The sequence below is a fragment of the Escherichia sp. WS1451 genome, from assembly GCF_046487365.1.
In the GTDB taxonomy this organism is placed as follows: Bacteria; Pseudomonadota; Gammaproteobacteria; order Enterobacterales; family Enterobacteriaceae; genus Escherichia; species Escherichia coli.
Map to the genome: position 1 here is coordinate 1 of NZ_JBJQJP010000032.1, position 16,536 is coordinate 16,536.

General features: G+C 45.4%; 16 protein-coding genes. 6 read left to right on the forward strand and 10 right to left on the reverse strand.

Features of this window, described 5'->3' with window-relative positions:
* A partial coding sequence (locus tag ACJHX7_RS24130; protein WP_208486915.1) for a hypothetical protein occupies positions 1-219 on the forward strand: 219 nt, incomplete at its 5' end.
* A gap of 286 nt (positions 220-505) precedes the next feature.
* Here the strand turns inward: ACJHX7_RS24130 and ACJHX7_RS24135 are convergent.
* Positions 506-862, reverse strand: coding sequence for a hypothetical protein (locus ACJHX7_RS24135; RefSeq protein ID WP_000770127.1), 357 nt, complete (start codon positions 860-862; stop codon positions 506-508).
* Positions 863-1,011: 149 nt separating this feature from the next.
* Complete coding sequence (locus ACJHX7_RS24140) at positions 1,012-1,629, reverse strand: hypothetical protein (protein ID WP_001130842.1); 618 nt, start codon at positions 1,627-1,629, stop codon at positions 1,012-1,014.
* Between the two features lie 193 nt (positions 1,630-1,822).
* Here ACJHX7_RS24140 and umuD point away from each other — a divergent pair, with 193 nt between their 5' ends.
* Together umuD and umuC are read left to right on the forward strand one after the other, a co-directional pair.
* A complete protein-coding gene (umuD, locus tag ACJHX7_RS24145) occupies positions 1,823-2,257 on the forward strand; it encodes a translesion error-prone DNA polymerase V autoproteolytic subunit (RefSeq protein ID WP_000111290.1) in 435 nt (144 codons plus the stop codon).
* Positions 2,241-3,500 (forward strand): translesion error-prone DNA polymerase V subunit UmuC, encoded by a 1,260-nt coding sequence (umuC, locus tag ACJHX7_RS24150; RefSeq protein ID WP_042634445.1) that lies wholly within the window; start codon positions 2,241-2,243, stop codon positions 3,498-3,500. Before umuD ends, umuC begins: the two co-directional genes overlap by 17 nt.
* Positions 3,501-3,545: 45 nt before the next feature.
* Here the strand turns inward: umuC and ACJHX7_RS24155 are convergent, their stop codons facing one another.
* On the reverse strand, positions 3,546-4,355 hold the full coding sequence (locus ACJHX7_RS24155) for a DsbA family protein (protein WP_000031377.1): 810 nt from the start codon (positions 4,353-4,355) through the stop codon (positions 3,546-3,548).
* Positions 4,356-4,725: 370 nt separating this feature from the next.
* Between ACJHX7_RS24155 and ACJHX7_RS24160 the strand changes: the two genes are divergently transcribed.
* Positions 4,726-5,073, forward strand: coding sequence for a hypothetical protein (locus ACJHX7_RS24160; RefSeq protein ID WP_001684081.1), 348 nt, complete (start codon positions 4,726-4,728; stop codon positions 5,071-5,073).
* Positions 5,074-5,132: 59 nt separating this feature from the next.
* Here ACJHX7_RS24160 and ACJHX7_RS24165 read toward each other — a convergent pair whose 3' ends face one another.
* The 3 genes from ACJHX7_RS24165 to ACJHX7_RS24175 form a co-directional block, all read right to left on the reverse strand.
* Positions 5,133-5,393 (reverse strand): hypothetical protein, encoded by a 261-nt coding sequence (locus ACJHX7_RS24165; protein ID WP_001424629.1) that lies wholly within the window; start codon positions 5,391-5,393, stop codon positions 5,133-5,135.
* Positions 5,394-5,588: 195 nt separating this feature from the next.
* Positions 5,589-5,981 carry a hypothetical protein gene (locus ACJHX7_RS24170; RefSeq protein ID WP_000843244.1) on the reverse strand — a complete coding sequence of 131 codons (393 nt, stop codon included), beginning with the start codon at positions 5,979-5,981 and terminating at the stop codon, positions 5,589-5,591.
* Positions 5,982-6,005: 24 nt separating this feature from the next.
* A complete protein-coding gene (locus tag ACJHX7_RS24175) occupies positions 6,006-6,755 on the reverse strand; it encodes a thioredoxin fold domain-containing protein (RefSeq protein WP_000720274.1) in 750 nt (249 codons plus the stop codon).
* Positions 6,756-6,902: 147 nt separating this feature from the next.
* Here ACJHX7_RS24175 and ACJHX7_RS24180 point away from each other — a divergent pair, with 147 nt between their 5' ends.
* Together ACJHX7_RS24180 and ACJHX7_RS24185 are read left to right on the forward strand one after the other, a co-directional pair.
* Entirely contained in the window at positions 6,903-7,442 is a 540-nt protein-coding gene (locus ACJHX7_RS24180) for a lytic transglycosylase domain-containing protein (RefSeq protein WP_000494967.1), read from the forward strand.
* Positions 7,443-7,572: 130 nt separating this feature from the next.
* Positions 7,573-8,091: an HAD domain-containing protein gene (locus ACJHX7_RS24185; RefSeq protein WP_015059500.1), complete on the forward strand. Its 519-nt coding sequence runs from the start codon at positions 7,573-7,575 to the stop codon at positions 8,089-8,091.
* A gap of 107 nt (positions 8,092-8,198) precedes the next feature.
* Here ACJHX7_RS24185 and ACJHX7_RS24190 read toward each other — a convergent pair whose 3' ends face one another.
* The 4 genes from ACJHX7_RS24190 to ACJHX7_RS24205 form a co-directional block, all read right to left on the reverse strand.
* Positions 8,199-9,488, reverse strand: coding sequence for an HNH endonuclease signature motif containing protein (locus ACJHX7_RS24190; RefSeq protein ID WP_001284752.1), 1,290 nt, complete (start codon positions 9,486-9,488; stop codon positions 8,199-8,201).
* Positions 9,489-9,668: 180 nt separating this feature from the next.
* Positions 9,669-13,622: a conjugal transfer protein TraG N-terminal domain-containing protein gene (locus ACJHX7_RS24195; protein WP_046788498.1), complete on the reverse strand. Its 3,954-nt coding sequence runs from the start codon at positions 13,620-13,622 to the stop codon at positions 9,669-9,671.
* Between the two features lie 8 nt (positions 13,623-13,630).
* Positions 13,631-15,046 (reverse strand): IncHI-type conjugal transfer protein TrhH, encoded by a 1,416-nt coding sequence (gene trhH, locus ACJHX7_RS24200; protein ID WP_001257292.1) that lies wholly within the window; start codon positions 15,044-15,046, stop codon positions 13,631-13,633.
* Positions 15,036-16,082, reverse strand: a complete 1,047-nt coding sequence (locus tag ACJHX7_RS24205) for a thioredoxin family protein (protein WP_000196728.1) — start codon at positions 16,080-16,082, stop codon at positions 15,036-15,038. The genes trhH and ACJHX7_RS24205 overlap by 11 nt, the downstream gene beginning before the upstream one ends.
* Positions 16,083-16,536 lie beyond the last annotated feature (454 nt).

A 16,536-nucleotide genomic window follows, 5' to 3' on the forward strand; every position in this document is an offset into this window, starting at 1 on the left:
CCACAGAATGATGTCACGCTGAAAATGCCGGCCTTTGAATGGGTTCATGTGCAGCTCCATCAGCAAAAGGGGATGATAAGTTTATCACCACCGACTATTTGCAACAGTGCCACGCAAAGACGTAATGAGCAGTGTATCCCCTGCCACAATACCCTCTTCAGGGATGCTGTCAGTGGACGTCCAGTACTGACCCGCCAGCAAAGAATGAAATCGCTCTAAACGGTCAATGCTATTTTTGCTGACCAGGTCACCCATATACTTTTCCTTCCAGATTCGTGTGTTAGGTGAATCATACCAGATTGCCCTTGCCGTCTAATAACGCAGAAAACTGTGAATCCAAAATTCCTTAAATTCAAACCTGTCCAATATAAAAGATGGCTCTTTTTCTTATCCAGTGTTAAGCGATAATGCTCAATTTTATTTCATTATTGTCAGAATCAAAATAATCTGAAAATAAAAAAGGCTTCAGAATTGAAGCCTCTATATTATACAACGTGAATGTATTTTATTTATCTTTCACCGGGTTCATTTCCCAGTATCTTTCACGTACGTTTTCTTGGCAATGGTCCGCTCGCTCCGGCGTGTCCCTTTTACGAGTAGCAAATGCTTCAATTACGGCATTCAAGTCTTTTTCTTTGATTTTAGATCCAACAGGCAAGTTTTCTTCAAACTCAGTCCTTACCAGTTCTTTCGTTTTTTTATAATCGGTTTCACTTTGGATTTCAGGTTTTAAACAAATATCGGCAACCATCACATCTGATTTGCCCGGGATCGGTTTTTTCCCGTTTTCAGATGCAAGGACCGCAGAGGAGGTAAAGGCGACAGACAGAGTTGCACATAACAGAAGGTATTTTAATTTCATGACTCACTCCATGATTATCAATGATGGTTGCTCAGACACATCATTTATACCATGCCTGTCACCGAATACGAGATCCCCATATTTTGGCTTTAAATATTATCCAATAGGGTTTCATACACCTGGCTTCTGAAAGCAAGGTTCAAGGAGCTTCAGGGGGAAATCAGATTGTTGTCGACCCAGTACTTGTGCAAACCTACCACCCAATTCCTGGAAATGGACGAAAGTTCATGCGCCAGTTCACGACAGCATTCAGGCGTAAAAATACGTATGGGTCCTGAAGTACCGATATCAACAGACATGATAAACTCCAGAATGTTGCCATGGCATAGGTTGTTTCTCAGCCTGACAATTTCTGCTTCAGGTGTTCTCCCGGCTGCTACCTTAACCAACATATCCTGCTCGGCTGGAAATGAAAGTAATTCTACCGGCACCCCTTCCTGCTTGGCCTTTCTCAGTAAGGCATTACTCATTACGGAGATACCCTCCAAGTCCACCAGCTCAGGAGCTGCATGCTGATCGTTAACTGTTGGTTTCAGCATCAGCGACTTCAACGTAACCATGAGTGATGTTTCAATCCCGTTCAGGAAGCTCGTACAGGCCGGTATCCATAGTTCGTGATGCAACGCCTCGGTTGCTTGTTTAAAGAACCAGTCAATCACGGGGACAGTGTGATAATCATAATAGTGATTTATCTCGCTGAATCTTGACATATAAGCATCGTACTCAGCCTGGTCTTCAGGAGATAAAAAATTTGGTGGGAGGGGCATCAGAATCCTTTCATCCTAGCTTGTATACCTTCTTCGTAGGCCAGCTCGCCATTATCGGTAAAAGATGGTTTTTGGTGTTTGTGACAAAGCTTAATTTTTCGTCAGGCTCGATAGCGTTACCGGAGAGATTTGATCTTTTCTCTGTAACTCGCAATACTGTTTATACATACAGTATGAGAATTCGAGTGTAGCTATGTCTGTTATCCTTGAGCACATTAGCAACAAGCCTTACGAAATGGCACCTTTTTTCAGTGATTTACTGAGCTGTGGAGTGATGAGTCCGTGCGCCGGGCATGAAGATAATGAATTAAATTTGCATGAATATGTAGTCCGTAACCGCCCCTCAACCTTCTTTGTCAGGGCGGCGGGCCTCAGTATGATCAATGCCGGTATCAATGATGGCGCTATTCTGGTTGTGGATCGGTCTTTAACGGCACGACACGGCTCTATCGTCGTTGCGCTGGTGGATGGAGAGTTCACGGTAAAGATCTTACACACGTATCCTGAGCTGCTTTTGATGCCTTCTAATCCAGCCTATAAGCCGATACGTGTAAATCCCGAATCCCTTGAGATATGGGGCGTCGTCACCTTTGCACTGAATCAGTTTAGCCATGTACATGCACGTTGATATTAACGGGGCCTATGCGGCATTTGAGTGTGCGATGGATCCCAAGCTGGCAAAAAAGCCGCTCATCATAGCCAGCAATAACGATTCGTCCGTCATTGCAATGAATAAACTGGCTAAAAGCGTTGGTATTAAGCGTGGGACCCCAATTTTTAAGTGCAGGGATTTGATTCAGCAACACCAGATCGAAGTCCGGAGCTCTAACTTTACTTTGTATGAAGACTACTCAAATCGCTTCCATGAAACGCTGGAAAGCTTCGCGCCTCAATCGAGTCGATATAGCATAGATGAAAATTTCATGTTATTGAAAAACATGAACAAGATAATAGATTATGAAGATTACGGCCGGTTGATCAGAAGTACACTTCTTCATAATCTGTCCCTTACCTGTGGTGTGGGGTGTTCAAGCACCAAAACCCTGGCTAAATTATGCACCTATGCGAGCAAACGATGGGCAGCTACAGGCGGGGTTGTAGTTTTGACTGATCAGGCCAGGATCAGGAAGCTCCTGGGCCTTATCAGTACCAGAGAAATATGGGGTATTGGTCAAAAGATCAGTGAACGCCTGTCGGCTTTCGGGATCATCACTGCCGGTGATTTTTATAATAGCGACGTTCGCTTTTTACGTAAAAGCTTTGGCGTTGAAATCGAGCGTACCTGGCGGGAACTGCATGGCGAACCATGTTTCCGGCTGCATGAATCCCCTCCTGTCCGGCAACAGATTATCGTTTCCAGAAGTTTTGGTCAGCGCCTTAATGAGATAGGCAAGCTACATGAGGCAGTTTCATTTTTTACCGCCCGGGCGGCAGAGCAGCTGCGCAAGGATGGCTCGTGGACCCGTCAAATCACAGTCTTCATTCAGAGCAGCAATTATGCGCAAGGTGAAAACCGCTACAGCAATTGTGGTATCGAGCCGCTTACCGCTACACAGGACACCCGCGATCTGGTTGATGCAGCCATGACCATCCTGAACCGCATTTACAAACCCGGGATAGCGTATGCGAAAGCTGGGGTAATGCTCTCCGCTATGACTGACGGCACAGAGCAACTCAGCCTGTTTGATGAGCGCCCGGCCAGGCCTGGCAGTCAGGCACTGATGAAAGTTATGGACCGGTTCAATAAAGAAAAGCGCGGAGCTCTGTTTTTGCTGGGGGAAGGCATTCAACAGGATTTTCGTATGAAACAGGCCATGCTATCACCGAGATATACGACCCGCTGGGATGAATTACTCGTTGTAAAAGCGTAGCGGCCATGACCGGCATGGCCGTACTCATCAAAAGTGAAAGTAACTTTAGGCCCCGCGAGCTTTTTCGATTGCGCCCTGCAAAGTTGCTGCGTCCATAGCCCCGGGGATAAATGTGGTAGTCGCCGCATTCGGCTTTTTCATATTCATAATGATGAAGCCGGGTGTGCCGGTGATCCCAAGCGCTTCGCCCAGCTGCATGTTGCCGGAGATCACGTTTTCATATCGGTTTTTTTCCCTGTCAGAAAACGTGCTGTTAAACCCTGACTTATCCACCACAGTATTAAAGTCGCTGAGTTCGAATTTGCGTTGAGAGGTCATGAAGGTATGAGCCACAGCCATCAGGTTGTTGTGGTATTTACGATAGGCTTCAGCACCGAAATTCTGATAGACGTGCAGACCCGTAGCGGCCCCCATGGCAGATACAGGTTTTGAACCGGCAAAAATCGGGAATTCTTTAAAGAAGAATTTTACATCTTTGCTCTGATTCATTACCGATTCAACAACAGGTGTAACCCGCATGCAGTAAATACACTGATAGTCGAAGAACTCGATTACCGCGACGTCGGCGTCATCCGGGCCGATGTTTGGCGTCTCCTTGGTATCCAGCAGAGCTGGCGCATATGGAATTATTCGTTCCACTGAGGCACTTACGTTCTGATTTTCCAGCGCCTTACCTGCTTCCACTAAATAATGGGGATTTTTTACCAGGTAAGTAGCGGCAATTTTGCCAATTTCTTCCTCACTGAGCACCTTCGGTTTAAAATAAGTTGCCGCGATTAACGCCGAGGCAGCGGTAGCAATTACCGCAGAAATTAAAATCGTGGCCATCGGTTTTAAATAAAATTCTTTAGACATAGCTACCTTTATGCTTTTCAGCCTGTTAGTTATTAACCTGCGATGGATTATACTGGCCCGGTAAATCGGAATTATTCGTGAAACAATGCTTTTTGGAGATTAAAGGATGATTAGGCAGGGCTTTATACTCACAACCGCAATGCTTTTGAGTGGTTGTGGATATCATTTCGCAAACCAGGTAGATGCGTACGATCTAATGCCTCGTCCTGTTACAAATAAAAGGTTTCAGATAGTCCCTCCGGACGAAAGTATTCAGTCCAGAATGTTTTCAGGCCGTTTTGCTGATGGATTAGCAAAAAAAGGAGTCATTATTTCCACTCACCAGCCAGATTATGTGCTCAGGTTCCGAATGAGCAGCTCACAGGAGAACATGCAGTATAGCGAGCAGCTTCTTACTGGGGTGACAGGCTACGTTGTAGATAAAAAGACAACGAGAACTGACAAGCATGGCGAATCGCATACTGACTATGACTACAGGCCGGTCGATGGGGTAATAGGCACTGAGACGATGTCGCAGATGCACTATATGCGACAGCTGGATGTCGAGGTATACCCGTCAGCGAAAGGAGCAAAGCAGGTTCTGAAAGTGAGTATGCAAAGCAATGCACCTGTGCCGTCAGACAGCATTGCTTATTCAGCAATGATCGACGCCTTTACTGATAAATTTGATGCGCCGCTGCGTTCCGGAAATTATGTTGCAGTGATCCCCTGGAACTGAAAGCAGACGGCGGGAAGAGAATGTTCAAAAGTGACTTTTGGACACGCACATAAACGTGGCTATCGCCCTCCCCCATTAAAATCATAAAGTCGGTAAAGATCGCCCATCGTGATGGAATTGGGCTTATTAATGATTAGATACTGTAACTGTTCTTTATGTTGAGTACTGGCGGCTGCATTCATAAGCACTTCCAGGTAGAACTTGTAGCCTATGCTTCGCTCTGAATACATATACTGGAACTGCATCAGTAAAATGCCTGACATAACATACAACAGCAGCAGACTGAGTAACACAGTGCTATCAGGCTGTTCCAGTGCCATACTGACATACCCTGAACCCAGAATGCACAGAAGCCAACCCGTCATTAGAGCAGGCACCCTACGACTCAGACGTTCATAACAACGTTTTATTACGGGATCCCGGAGATACTTTTTGTCAGGTATCCCCGTTGCCCTGATGACGAAGTTACTGAGTATCGACATCTTTTTTCCTTCTGGACGCTCTCAGTCAATAAATCAGGCCAGGCGCTCATTGAAAGCTACCACGAGCTGCGAATCGGGATTTTTTACCAGTTCGGGCCGGATAACTTTTAGTTGCCTCGTTGGGGCGAGCTCATCTGTAGGCCTGATGGTGGTATTACCCGGCCCCTTGCGGGTACTGTCGGTGTTTACCTTGAGCTTTTTATTTCCCAGGTAGCTTTCCATCTTTTTAGAGATGGTGTCACCTGTGGTCGCAACACCAGAGAGTTCCTTTAGTTGTTCACCTTGATCCATTTGTACCGATGACATCAGAAATACGATTCCTGGATCGTTTTCCGTTCCACAGGCTCCGTACTGACATTGTGCAGCGAAAACGGGCTGTACACCTACAGCAACCAGCATTAACGTACTCAGTAAAGTAGATTTCATACACACCTCTTACAGTCGGAAAAGTTACTTTTGCGCAGCGCCCATTTGGGTCACCAGGTTTTCCGGGCTCAGCCACCCCGTAAATAACTGCGGTTTGCCGCTTAGTGTCACCATGGTAGGAGTACCTTGCAGCGGGATTGTTGAGGCCACCTGGAAATGCGATTTGATAATGTTTAAGCAAGCCTCATCAGGACGTCCTTCCGGGATAGTTGAAACCGGATTCATCGCTGCATCCAGAGCTTCGTTTGGCTTTGCTGAACACCAGATTTTGGCCATGTTCCCGGCTACTACCGAGTTCAGTCCTGCACGTGGGAATGCAAGAAACTTAATCGAAATACCGGCATCAAGATAAGACTTCAGATCATGATGCAGTTTTTGGCAGTATCCACAGGTTATATCGGTAAAGATAGCAAGCCGGTATTTTTCGTTTGGTGATTTGTAGTCGATGGATTTTGTTTTGGATGCGAATTCCCGGACGCCCATTAAAATGGCCTGCTCAGTGGTGTTTACCACATCTTTACCTTTCACGTGGAATAAGCTTCCGGTAAAAATGTAATCTCCGTCTTTGCTCACGTAACTTACCCCCTCCCTGGAAATCACCGTAAAAATATCTTTTACTGGCGAGGGTTCGACGTGCTCGATTGAAAGCCCAATGGCTTTGAGCTTATCCCGGGCTGCATCTGGCAGTACCATTGTATTAACCGGCTCGGCATTCATCGTGAAGGCGGTACTTAATGAAAGAAGTAATACCGATGCCTTAATAATTTTTTTCATTTATGCTCCTTGAATCGAGCACTAATATTATCACGCCCAAAAATTCCAGAATTTTGCTTAAACGCTTAAATCAACGGGTAAAGCCGAAAGAAAGTCGATAGATATATGGGAGAATAGATAAAACGTAGATTCAGTGGAGAAATCGTTGTGTTTACACCACCAGCAGATGATGTGAAACCTATTCCCGTTCCTGATGAGATTTACACTCAGTGCATTACGGATGCCGCCCGCTTCTTCGGAATTGATGCCGAACTGGTTTTTACGTTGTTTGACAATGAAGGCGGTAAGGTTGGTACTTTCAGCAGGAATACTAACGGCACTTATGATATTGGCCCGATGCAGATCAACTCATCCAATCTGCCTGAAATAAAAAAGCATTTCCCGACTGTAACGTGGCGGGTTCTGGCTTACGATGCTTGCGCTAGTTTCTGGGTTGGAACATGGTGGCTCTACAGAAAAATTGTTGATCGCAAGGGCAATGTGTTTGAAGGGATTGCAGATTACAACAGCAAAACCCCAAAGGTACGTGCAAAGTACATATTTAACTTCATGGTAAAGTACAATCGCCGGATCCAGCAGCGTAACGGGATGGGTGAGCTTTATCAATGGACCCAACAACCTCCTCGATACAATGGCCATATAGCTAAAAATGTCCCGGAGCAAAACCCGACTCCTGTTGTTAAATAAATTCAACCTGATATTACAGAAGATCATCGAGTAGCTTGGGTACCCCCCCGCAAAAAATTCGCATAGACTCAGGGGTAATAAATTGTCTTTTTCTGCAAGAAATATATTTAAGATTCTCTCTTCTTTCTTGATGCAGAAAAGCCCTCTTCATGAAGAAGTATGTGTTCCTGAAGAAACAACAGCTGGTTTATGGGGCCCTCTCCCTGATTCGCATGTCGTGCTTTTCTTAGATTTCGATGGGGTTTGTCACAGGTGCAAAAATGAAACCTTTGAGCGAATGCCATTGGTGGAAAAATTACTGGATAAATGCCCTTCCATGGTGATTGTCATCTCCAGTTCGTGGCGTGAATGTGCCAGTATAACTTACCTGAAATCTCTTTTCCGGCTACCTTATAGAGACAAAGTCATAGGTGCTACCGATTCGGTATATTTAAAACCTAATCAGTCAGGTGTGCGGGCTGCTGAGTGTGAGGACTTTGTATTTTCACATCGAGTTAAAGCATTTATCTGCCTTGATGACGACGAATCATTATTCCCGGTCGGTTATCCACATTTGCAAAAAACCAATTATTACACCGGCCTCACCGAATCTGATCTTGCAGCTCTTAACACCAGGTATCATCTGCTTATGAAACGTTGGGCTTCCTGAATTAAAGTAACTTTTACGGAGAGCATGCCCGCATTATCAGTTCTATGCTTCTCCATTTCTGCCCCGGGTCAAAGCATTGCACAGTTGGAAGAAAACATGCCGGTCTCTTAAGCTTGCTGCTCAGTTTGGTTCCGGTGCTGAAAAACCTGCCAACGGTGCTTTAGGAATTCAGTATTGATGGGTTTACGCAGCGGCTTAATAAACTCTCCTTGATATGCCGCTAAATCATGATCTACCGCCAAAGCTTCAGCGAGAATGTTAACCTCCAACGTCACCGGATGAATGGCAATCATGTTTGCGTCGAAAAGATCGTGTATATCATGGCGTAAGAGCAACCCATTTGTATAATGGTCTACTCCTCCGTTACGATGCTCCATCAGATGAGCAGCCTCAGTGCGCTGGCGCAGTCTAGAGCCTGTAATCACACATTGGTCATAACAGTTGTTGCGGACGGCTTCTGCAAATGAGGCCTGATCTGGTCGTGTCTCGACAGTTGTCTTACTACCCTTACGCTTACCCGGTACAGTAGTTTCATCAGGAATATTCGGCTGAAGCTCCTTTTCTTCTATACCATCAGTCTTCATAGCGACCATAATCGCGGCCGGTGGAGATTTAGGCTGATCTTCCTGCGATCTTTCGCGGCCACCAACTGGATACCCTAGAAAACCCTCAATGATCTCTAGTGGAGGTAATGTAGCGTTTGAACGTGCATAAATAGCGAACTCTGCGGCACGTCCGCCGGGAATATATCTACGTACCAGTATTGGAAGAGAGGCTTCTTCATCTGGTTCCTCTTTTTCCGACAGGATTATTCGTTCGGTGAGACGGGCTGAATTTTTTTTCATTTCACTCAACAGTCTATTGCGTTCTTTTACCTTTCGGTCATTATCCTCCAACATCTTACGATGACTAACCTTAGCCAGATGGTCTTCCAGTTCCTGTATATATTCGGGATCGATAGTGTCAATTAGACCGAACGCCATCAACCGCTCCCCCCTTGTTTTACAAGATTCTAGCCGAACGCGAATGTACTCCTTACGCTTGGCCATCAAATGTTCTTTTTGTTTTTTTTCTCGAATTACACGGAGCTGAGTATTGTAATTAGAATAAACGGTTTCGCTATTCTGCTCTGTCTCTAGAGCAAATTTTTGTAGGTGTTCACGTAGTTTTTTACGGGTATTTTTGGGGGCATGCATTACGGTACGCTCAATGTATGAGCCTGTGCAGCGTAAAGAAAGTACAGTTTCAGCATGGGAATAACCAGCATTGAGACGATAGCGGGCAATTTTAAGCAAATTATTAAAGTGTGCACCATTACATATACCTAGTTCTTCCAAGACACGACGTTCTCTATCATTAATAGATGGATGGTTAATATCTTTTACTTTGTTTGCCATGTCCTGTGTCTCAGTGCCTATTCAGCCGGAACATCTACTACATAAAGAACGAGATTGTACAGAAATCAGCTAAGTTTATGAATAAAAAAGGCCGCAAATTTATACTTTGCGGCCTTCACTGTTTAACACCATATTTTAGTAAATACGTTTAATTTTCATTAGGTTATATTTGAAACTCACCTACCTTTTATTTTCATTAAGCCACTGATCCGCTTTATCGACACGTGACTGGTAAGGCTCATTTGTGTTGCTCAGCTCTGACTTCATGTACTGAATGAATTCATCTGCTTTCTGAGGCCCAAAGCGTGGGTCATCCGTCAATTGCTGCCGGATAGCCCTTTCAGAGTTCTGCGCTGCATTCGCATAAGTCGAAACGCCGTCGCTGCTAATACTCTGATACCGGTCACTTACAGCTGCGACGCCATCAGACATCTGCATGTGATTAAGGACTTTACCCTGGAGAGAATCAGGCATATTTGCAGGGTTAGAGGCATCATTTGCTATCGATGTCTGGGTTTGAAGGATGCCCGCTCCCGTAAGCATCTCATTTACCGGTTTCGCCCCAACGCTGGTTAGCGTATCCGAAACAAATTGCTGGCCCCCGAGTAGCGCACCAGAAATCGCGCCCCGCTCAGTGTTGGCCTCTATCTTTTCCCCAACCAAGCGATCTGTGACGGTCTGAGTGCGGTTACCAACGAGACCACCGCCCGACCCACCCTCTCCTAGGTTTGCCCGTACGACTGACTCAAGTGAACCATCAGCTCTGTTATGAGTGTTGAAACTGCTATGGATGCTCTGAACGTCATTCATACTCCAGTTAACGTTATAGTTACCCAGTTCATTAAGGATCTTCTGGGTATCCGCTTTGAGCTGCTCTCTTTCGGCACCGGTAGCCATGGTGCTGGCACCATAGGTAAAGACAGCTTGCTGTGCCAATTCAGCTCGCTTATCGTCCCGGCTTAAGTTCGGGTTGTTGGCAACACGACTAAAGTAGTTATCAGTGTTATTAGATAAGCCACGAACTTGACCGCTCTGATACATACTGTTCAAAGCAGTGGCTCGTTGATCCATTCCATCACCAACCACCCGACCTCCGGTAGCCTTTTCCAGATCGTTAAATGTGCCTTCTGCATTTCTGACATCCTGACCTGAATTGACGACTTTCTCTACACCCTGATTATTCAGTACAGGGCCATTCGTTTTGAGAGAATTGAGCACATTCCTTTCTTCATCAGAATAAGTGCGGCCCACGTTGTTGTTATGTATTCCCTGAATATCGCCTTTGCCCGCGTTATCAAGGTTATACGGAGTAAAGCCAGCTTCACTTTTTCCAGGGACACGCTGAGTCGCGTCCTGAGCGTTGGAGGAAAGACCGAGTTTAGCCTGCGAATCAACACTTCCACCCAGTTCCCCTACGCGTGACGCACTCATCACGCCAGACGTATTTACGCTGTCAGGAGTTCTATCCTGTGCCTGAGTGATAGTATTAATTCCTGACCCTTCGCCTGAAATTCTGTCGAGCTGATTGGTGATAGGTAGCAGCTGCTGTGCATTACCACCGAAGTCGGAAACCAGACTTTTAAGCAGGCTGGAGGTTTCACGGAGATCCTGTTTATTACTTTCGGCCGTCTCTCCCCGGGCGGTATCAATCGCAATTTTTTGCTCACTGAAATCTCGTGTTGCAGCCACAAGCGCGTCAGTACGTTGAAGCTGCGAACCAAGCTGATTACTGGCCTTGAAGGTATCGTTATAGGAGTTGAATTTCTCCATAAACGCATTCTCATCCAGCCCATTCTTACGAGCAAAATTCCTTACATCATCATCACTGAAGTTTTTGTTGCGAATAGAATCGGAGAACCTGTCCAGGTTAATGCTTTGTTTAGAATCAAGGCTCATTCCACTATTGGAGCTGGCGTTAGTCGATACCGATGTAGAAATGTTTTGCGCCATCGTCTGTGTCGCCTGGTTCATTTTCGACGATGCTTCTTTAAACGCATTAGTATTGGATATCTGATCGCTGCTTACCTGAGACGCCGCTTTACTGAACTGGTCAGTCAAAGCAGAATCCTGGCTAAGCTGATTCGTGATTGCTTTTGAAAGGTCATTTGAAAGCGAGTCACTGCCTGTATTGGTCTTAGATGCGCCGCTACTCAATTGCCCTGCTACAGCTGCTTTCAGCCCGGCTCCGTTGCCAGTTCCAGCACCTCCATTAAGCCCAGCGTTTAGAATAACATTTGAAGCAATGCTGGCCATCTGAGACGCACTCACCCCATGTTTCGTTGCAATACCTTCTGCTACAGAGGCACCAATCTTATCCGAGATCTGCTTCATTGTTTGCAGGTTGGTTGAGAACTGCTGGCTCGACTGTCCTGACCTTCCAATTTCACTCATCTGACTGTAACCAGCCTGGAATGAATTACTTGCCGCACTCATAACTGATGAGGTTACAGCTGATCCTTGCCCCTGGCTGTTAGCGATACTTGAACCAGCATTCCACATTCCAAGACGGAAATTACTTGAATCAACTGCGCCGCCATCGCTGTATCCCTGACCGGTACTGGTCAAGGCGGTTCGTGTCACGTCACCAAATGAAGATTTACCGCTGTTAGGGCCATCCCATACTTTGGGCGTTACATGACCAGTATCCACCGGCGCATCGGGGGTCACTCCCTTAACCGCATTCATCATCGGGTGAATCGACTGTGTCATCAGGAATAATGTGAGTACCGGAATCAGAGCATAAAGCGCGGAAGCAACAGACAGGTATGAACTGTATGTTTCCGCAAGCCCTGGGAGCCCCATCCACGTGACGGCATTATTCTGGCTGTTGAGGGTGCTCCAGGTATCCAGATCGGCCGTCGCGACTTTCTTCACATACGCGTTGACCATTACTGCCGTAAGCGGCCACATATTCACGAAGAGAATAAGTTGCAAATATTTCGCCGCAGCGGCAACACCATTACCACCTAACGCCAGCAGCATAAGCAAAGCAAATGGAGCAACCATGTAAGCAAACATCTCAAGGAATGCGATTGCTGCTCCAGACAGTTGTAACCACAACTGGCCCTGTGAAGCCATTGTGTTGGTTCGCTTCAGAGAAGCCTCAAACAACTGCATATCGGAAGCCAGACTGAGTGGGGTCTTATATTTGCTTGCGCCATTTCTGAGCTCATTCATTATGAACAGGTTCAGGGTGGCGTCATACGAACCAATAGCCTTACCGTACATACCATTTGCTGACGCCATAACATCAGTAAAACTTGCGCCGGTAGGTGCACCATTTGCTTCGTCTGGAGTAAGGATGCCGTTTGTCTGTCCTATAAGGGAAATAGTCTGGCGAGCTTCAGCTGTACTGGTAACCTGTTTCACAGTTGACCAGACCTCATCACACGTACCAGATTTTGAACCGTTAGCGCCAACAATACTGGCAGAGGCATTCTTCAGTGCGCCTTTCATCGCCTGATTAATCCGGTCCATGCTATCTGCCAGATTAGCTGAGAAAATATCGTTAAAAATAGTTTCTTTACCGGCAATATTTGCGCTTGAGTTTTGGGTAGCCTTCAGGCAGTTGTATGCAAGAGACTGAACGGTAGCACATACGTTCATTGGCCCTAGCCCGCTGGCCGGTTCAGGAAATGCAGAACAGTAGCCCTGGCTATCGCCGCCCCATTGCAAAAACTTCACGAATCGGATCATCGGACCGAGGGTGATGTCATCGTCCAGAGTTGTTGCAGACAGGTCCACCGGAGAAAGCGGATCAAACGCAGTTTTATAATCCTTCAGCAAACCCTGGCTTAAGTTAGTGGTGACGGTGGCCATCGCAGCAATAAAAATTGGAATTCCGTCGACGTTTCTGACCTCTCCCGACTTTACAGATTCAATAGTTACATCCACTCGAACCATTGCCATCATGAAAAGGATCAACCCCAAAAACCAGGAGAAAAACGGTAATTCATTTTTGGTCGGAGCCTGAAGCCATAGCCACGTTTTATAGAATAGGCTCACACCTGCTACAACGGCGGCCGTGGTCAGGAACTCTTTTACACCAGTATATTGAGAAAAGATTAGGGCAATACCGGTAAAAGCCGACCAGACAAAATCAATATCACCCAGGGTATATATGTTGTAATCCATGTCAGACCTCAGTTACGTGTGCCACGAATACTTTCAGTGAAAGCCTTCCGTTGCAGGCGACGGTTATCCCAGGTTGAAATGACGTCCGAGCTGGTACCGACCTGGCTGTGCGATAGCTCATAGGCGGCTTTAACCTGTTTTGAGAGATTGTCTGTTAATCGGTTGAGATCATCCCTTTTACCCGACAGCGACTCACTCGGTATGCTCATGGTTGAAATTTTGGCCTCAACCTGGCGCAACATGTTGATTACGAGGCTCGTCGCAGCAATAGTGCTTATGTCCTGAATGTATGCGTACCCTTCCGGTGCTTCGAATGTTTGCAAAGAGTCGATAATGGTCGGGATGCCGATATAGGAGATAATGCGTAATTCATCATCTGAAACACGAACGTCGTTGATGATTTTTTTCTGTACGTTTAAAAGAAGATCAGAAATGGTATCCTTCAATCCCTTAAAACCACCGTCATTAACTTCTGACATGACAAGGCACTGAGCCTTTCGTGGGGATGATGGATCTGGTGCCGGAGAACACTTGAGCATTTTAATTGATCCGCCAGCTGGTGGCCCCATGATGTAATCCGTGACAGTCATGGTAGACGGGCGGACTTCCATTCCCGCTTTTTCGCCTTTGCTATCCCAGTTGATAATGACAGTACCCACGAGAGACATAAGTTGTTCTGCCAATTTATAACCGGATAACTCCGTTACCCCTCCGATGTTCATTGTTCCCTTATCAATATCCATGAACGACATATAGAAGAGGTTACCACTGAATTTTTCAGCGAACTCTTCGGGATCCTTTGCTTTAACCTGAGAAGTGACAGCTTCAGGTGACTTTGTCATCGATGAGCCAAAATCAGGAATGAGACCATTAATCGATCCCAGAATTGAGGCTGGTCCAGAGCTAACTGAGTTAGCGAACTGGCTTGGCGTACCCACGTTTTCAGAAAGGAAAGAGTAAGTTGCATTGCATGAATCTTTCGCAAATTTATTTAGCGCTTGCAGTTTGTTTTGGATGTCATTAATCGTTGCAGCACAGTCAGCACAAATAGCTGAAACAGCAACGTTAAAAGCATAGATAGCCGCACCCTGGGCAATACCACGGGCCACCTGCACAAGCTGGTCCCCGTTGATCATGCTGAAGGACCCAAGAAAAACGTCAATACCATTACAACCGACAGAAGCTTTTGGAAACGACATGGAAACAAGGTTGGTATTAACGTTTGTTGTTCGGTAAGACATTGACCCGCCAACTATGCCTGTACGGGTTGCTGTGGAAAAGGTGGCCGGGCTGGTAGACGTCATCATGCCATTGAAAATGTTACGCATTGCGTTGTCTGCATTTGCAGTCGGGGCTAAAATTGCAGCACAAACAGAAAGAGACAAAAGTAACTTTTTGAAGTTGAAAACGGCATTACTGCGCATAAGTGCCTCCAAAACTGCCGCCAGCATTGAGATAATTGACCGGATCGGCCGTAGGCATGTCATAGCCTTCGAGTTTTTGGTCCATTATTTTTTGAAGTAAGAATGGGTCTGATTCCATTTCGGATTTATTAACGGTAATAACGCCATCATCACCGATGGTATATTGCCTTTTAATATCTAGAGTTGACTGAAACGAAGCGTCATCGATCAGATTCATGCCCTTCGCGGCAAGTATAATAGTGTTCTTTAATTCATCAGCGGAGATCATGCCTTCACTAATGCGCTGAGCTGATGTCCCATCCTTTGAAACCAGGAAAATTGTAGGTACCTCTCGAATTTTAAATTGATCAATAATTTGTGCATTGGGGATGTTAAAATCCTGAAAAAGGCCATTATGCAATGGCCTTCCATCCATACTGATTGGAAGAATATCTACCGAATAATAGTTCTGCATAAATTGAAGTATTTGGCTCTCTTCGTGGCAAAACTGGCAAGTACTCTGGAAAAAGAAAAATAAACCTGACTTAGTAAAGATATCTTTCATTACCGTTTGCTGATTTTTTTCAACAACAGTGCGGTGAGCATCCAGTGCCACCTTTTCCACTGGTTGCCTGCGTTTTTCAGACATCATCGGGTTTTTAAGAAAATAATCTTTTGATTTGTCAGAAAAACGCGTACTGATATCCAGCATTAACCTTTGCGCCGTGTAATAACGTGATAGATTTTCTGCGGTAGGGTTATCCATTGCCTGCGTTAACAGTCGAGGCATATTCTCTTTTAGCCATTTTGAATTTAAATCTACCTTTTCCTCTTTTGAAGGCGAGCTAGCAGCACCGGTTGGTGGCAAAACCTTTTCTTCTTCAGCTTCGCTTTTTTTAGCAGGATCGTCATACCAGAAGAAACCCTTCTTATAAGCCTGGCCTGATACAAAGGGCGTATCTTTTATTAGGGGTTGCTCAGGGCTGGCGTGGGCACCAGTAATTACCAAAGACATAAGCAAAACCATCTTTGAAGGCGCTAATGCAATACGAGTCATAGACCGTTCTCCTTTTCTGATGCGGTTATGATGGCATACAAAAAAAAGGTTAGAGCTCGTATAGCATGGTCGTTTTTATGTTGAAAAGGACGGAAAAGGAGTGCTGACTAAGAAGATAGTCTCGGTGATGGAAAGATCATCCATCTTGCACATTGTGAAAAATCCGGTGTAACAAAAACATGGTTTTATCGAATATCTAAAAGCAAATATTGCTTTGAAAACAGGTGTATTAAGAGCTGAAAAAAATCATCACCAGTAACGCTGTTTCTATATTTCAAAGAAGGAATAGCTAAGGATCAAAGAAGCGAACTTAGGCAAGAATATAAAATATATTAATTGAAAGCGATTAAGAAGTCGTCATGCATAGAAGGTTTTAGAGAACCTAAGTAGTTTTACGTTTTCAACAGAAAAAAAGGTGAACATTTTTTGGAACGAAGAAAGACTGTATAAAGAA

Coding starts and splice junctions, on each gene's coding strand:
- ACJHX7_RS24135 (WP_000770127.1), bottom strand. CDS start 862: ATGAAATTAAAATACCTTCTGTTATGTGCAACTCTGTCTGTCGCCTTT.
- ACJHX7_RS24195 (WP_046788498.1), bottom strand. CDS start 13,622: ATGGATTACAACATATATACCCTGGGTGATATTGATTTTGTCTGGTCG.
- ACJHX7_RS24160 (WP_001684081.1), top strand. CDS start 4,726: ATGCAGTATAGCGAGCAGCTTCTTACTGGGGTGACAGGCTACGTTGTA.
- ACJHX7_RS24165 (WP_001424629.1), bottom strand. CDS start 5,393: ATGGCACTGGAACAGCCTGATAGCACTGTGTTACTCAGTCTGCTGCTG.
- ACJHX7_RS24205 (WP_000196728.1), bottom strand. CDS start 16,082: ATGACTCGTATTGCATTAGCGCCTTCAAAGATGGTTTTGCTTATGTCT.
- trhH (WP_001257292.1), bottom strand. CDS start 15,046: ATGCGCAGTAATGCCGTTTTCAACTTCAAAAAGTTACTTTTGTCTCTT.
- ACJHX7_RS24170 (WP_000843244.1), bottom strand. CDS start 5,981: ATGAAATCTACTTTACTGAGTACGTTAATGCTGGTTGCTGTAGGTGTA.
- ACJHX7_RS24140 (WP_001130842.1), bottom strand. CDS start 1,629: ATGCCCCTCCCACCAAATTTTTTATCTCCTGAAGACCAGGCTGAGTAC.
- umuC (WP_042634445.1), top strand. CDS start 2,241: ATGTACATGCACGTTGATATTAACGGGGCCTATGCGGCATTTGAGTGT.
- ACJHX7_RS24185 (WP_015059500.1), top strand. CDS start 7,573: ATGCAGAAAAGCCCTCTTCATGAAGAAGTATGTGTTCCTGAAGAAACA.
- umuD (WP_000111290.1), top strand. CDS start 1,823: ATGTCTGTTATCCTTGAGCACATTAGCAACAAGCCTTACGAAATGGCA.
- ACJHX7_RS24155 (WP_000031377.1), bottom strand. CDS start 4,355: ATGTCTAAAGAATTTTATTTAAAACCGATGGCCACGATTTTAATTTCT.
- ACJHX7_RS24175 (WP_000720274.1), bottom strand. CDS start 6,755: ATGAAAAAAATTATTAAGGCATCGGTATTACTTCTTTCATTAAGTACC.
- ACJHX7_RS24190 (WP_001284752.1), bottom strand. CDS start 9,488: ATGGCAAACAAAGTAAAAGATATTAACCATCCATCTATTAATGATAGA.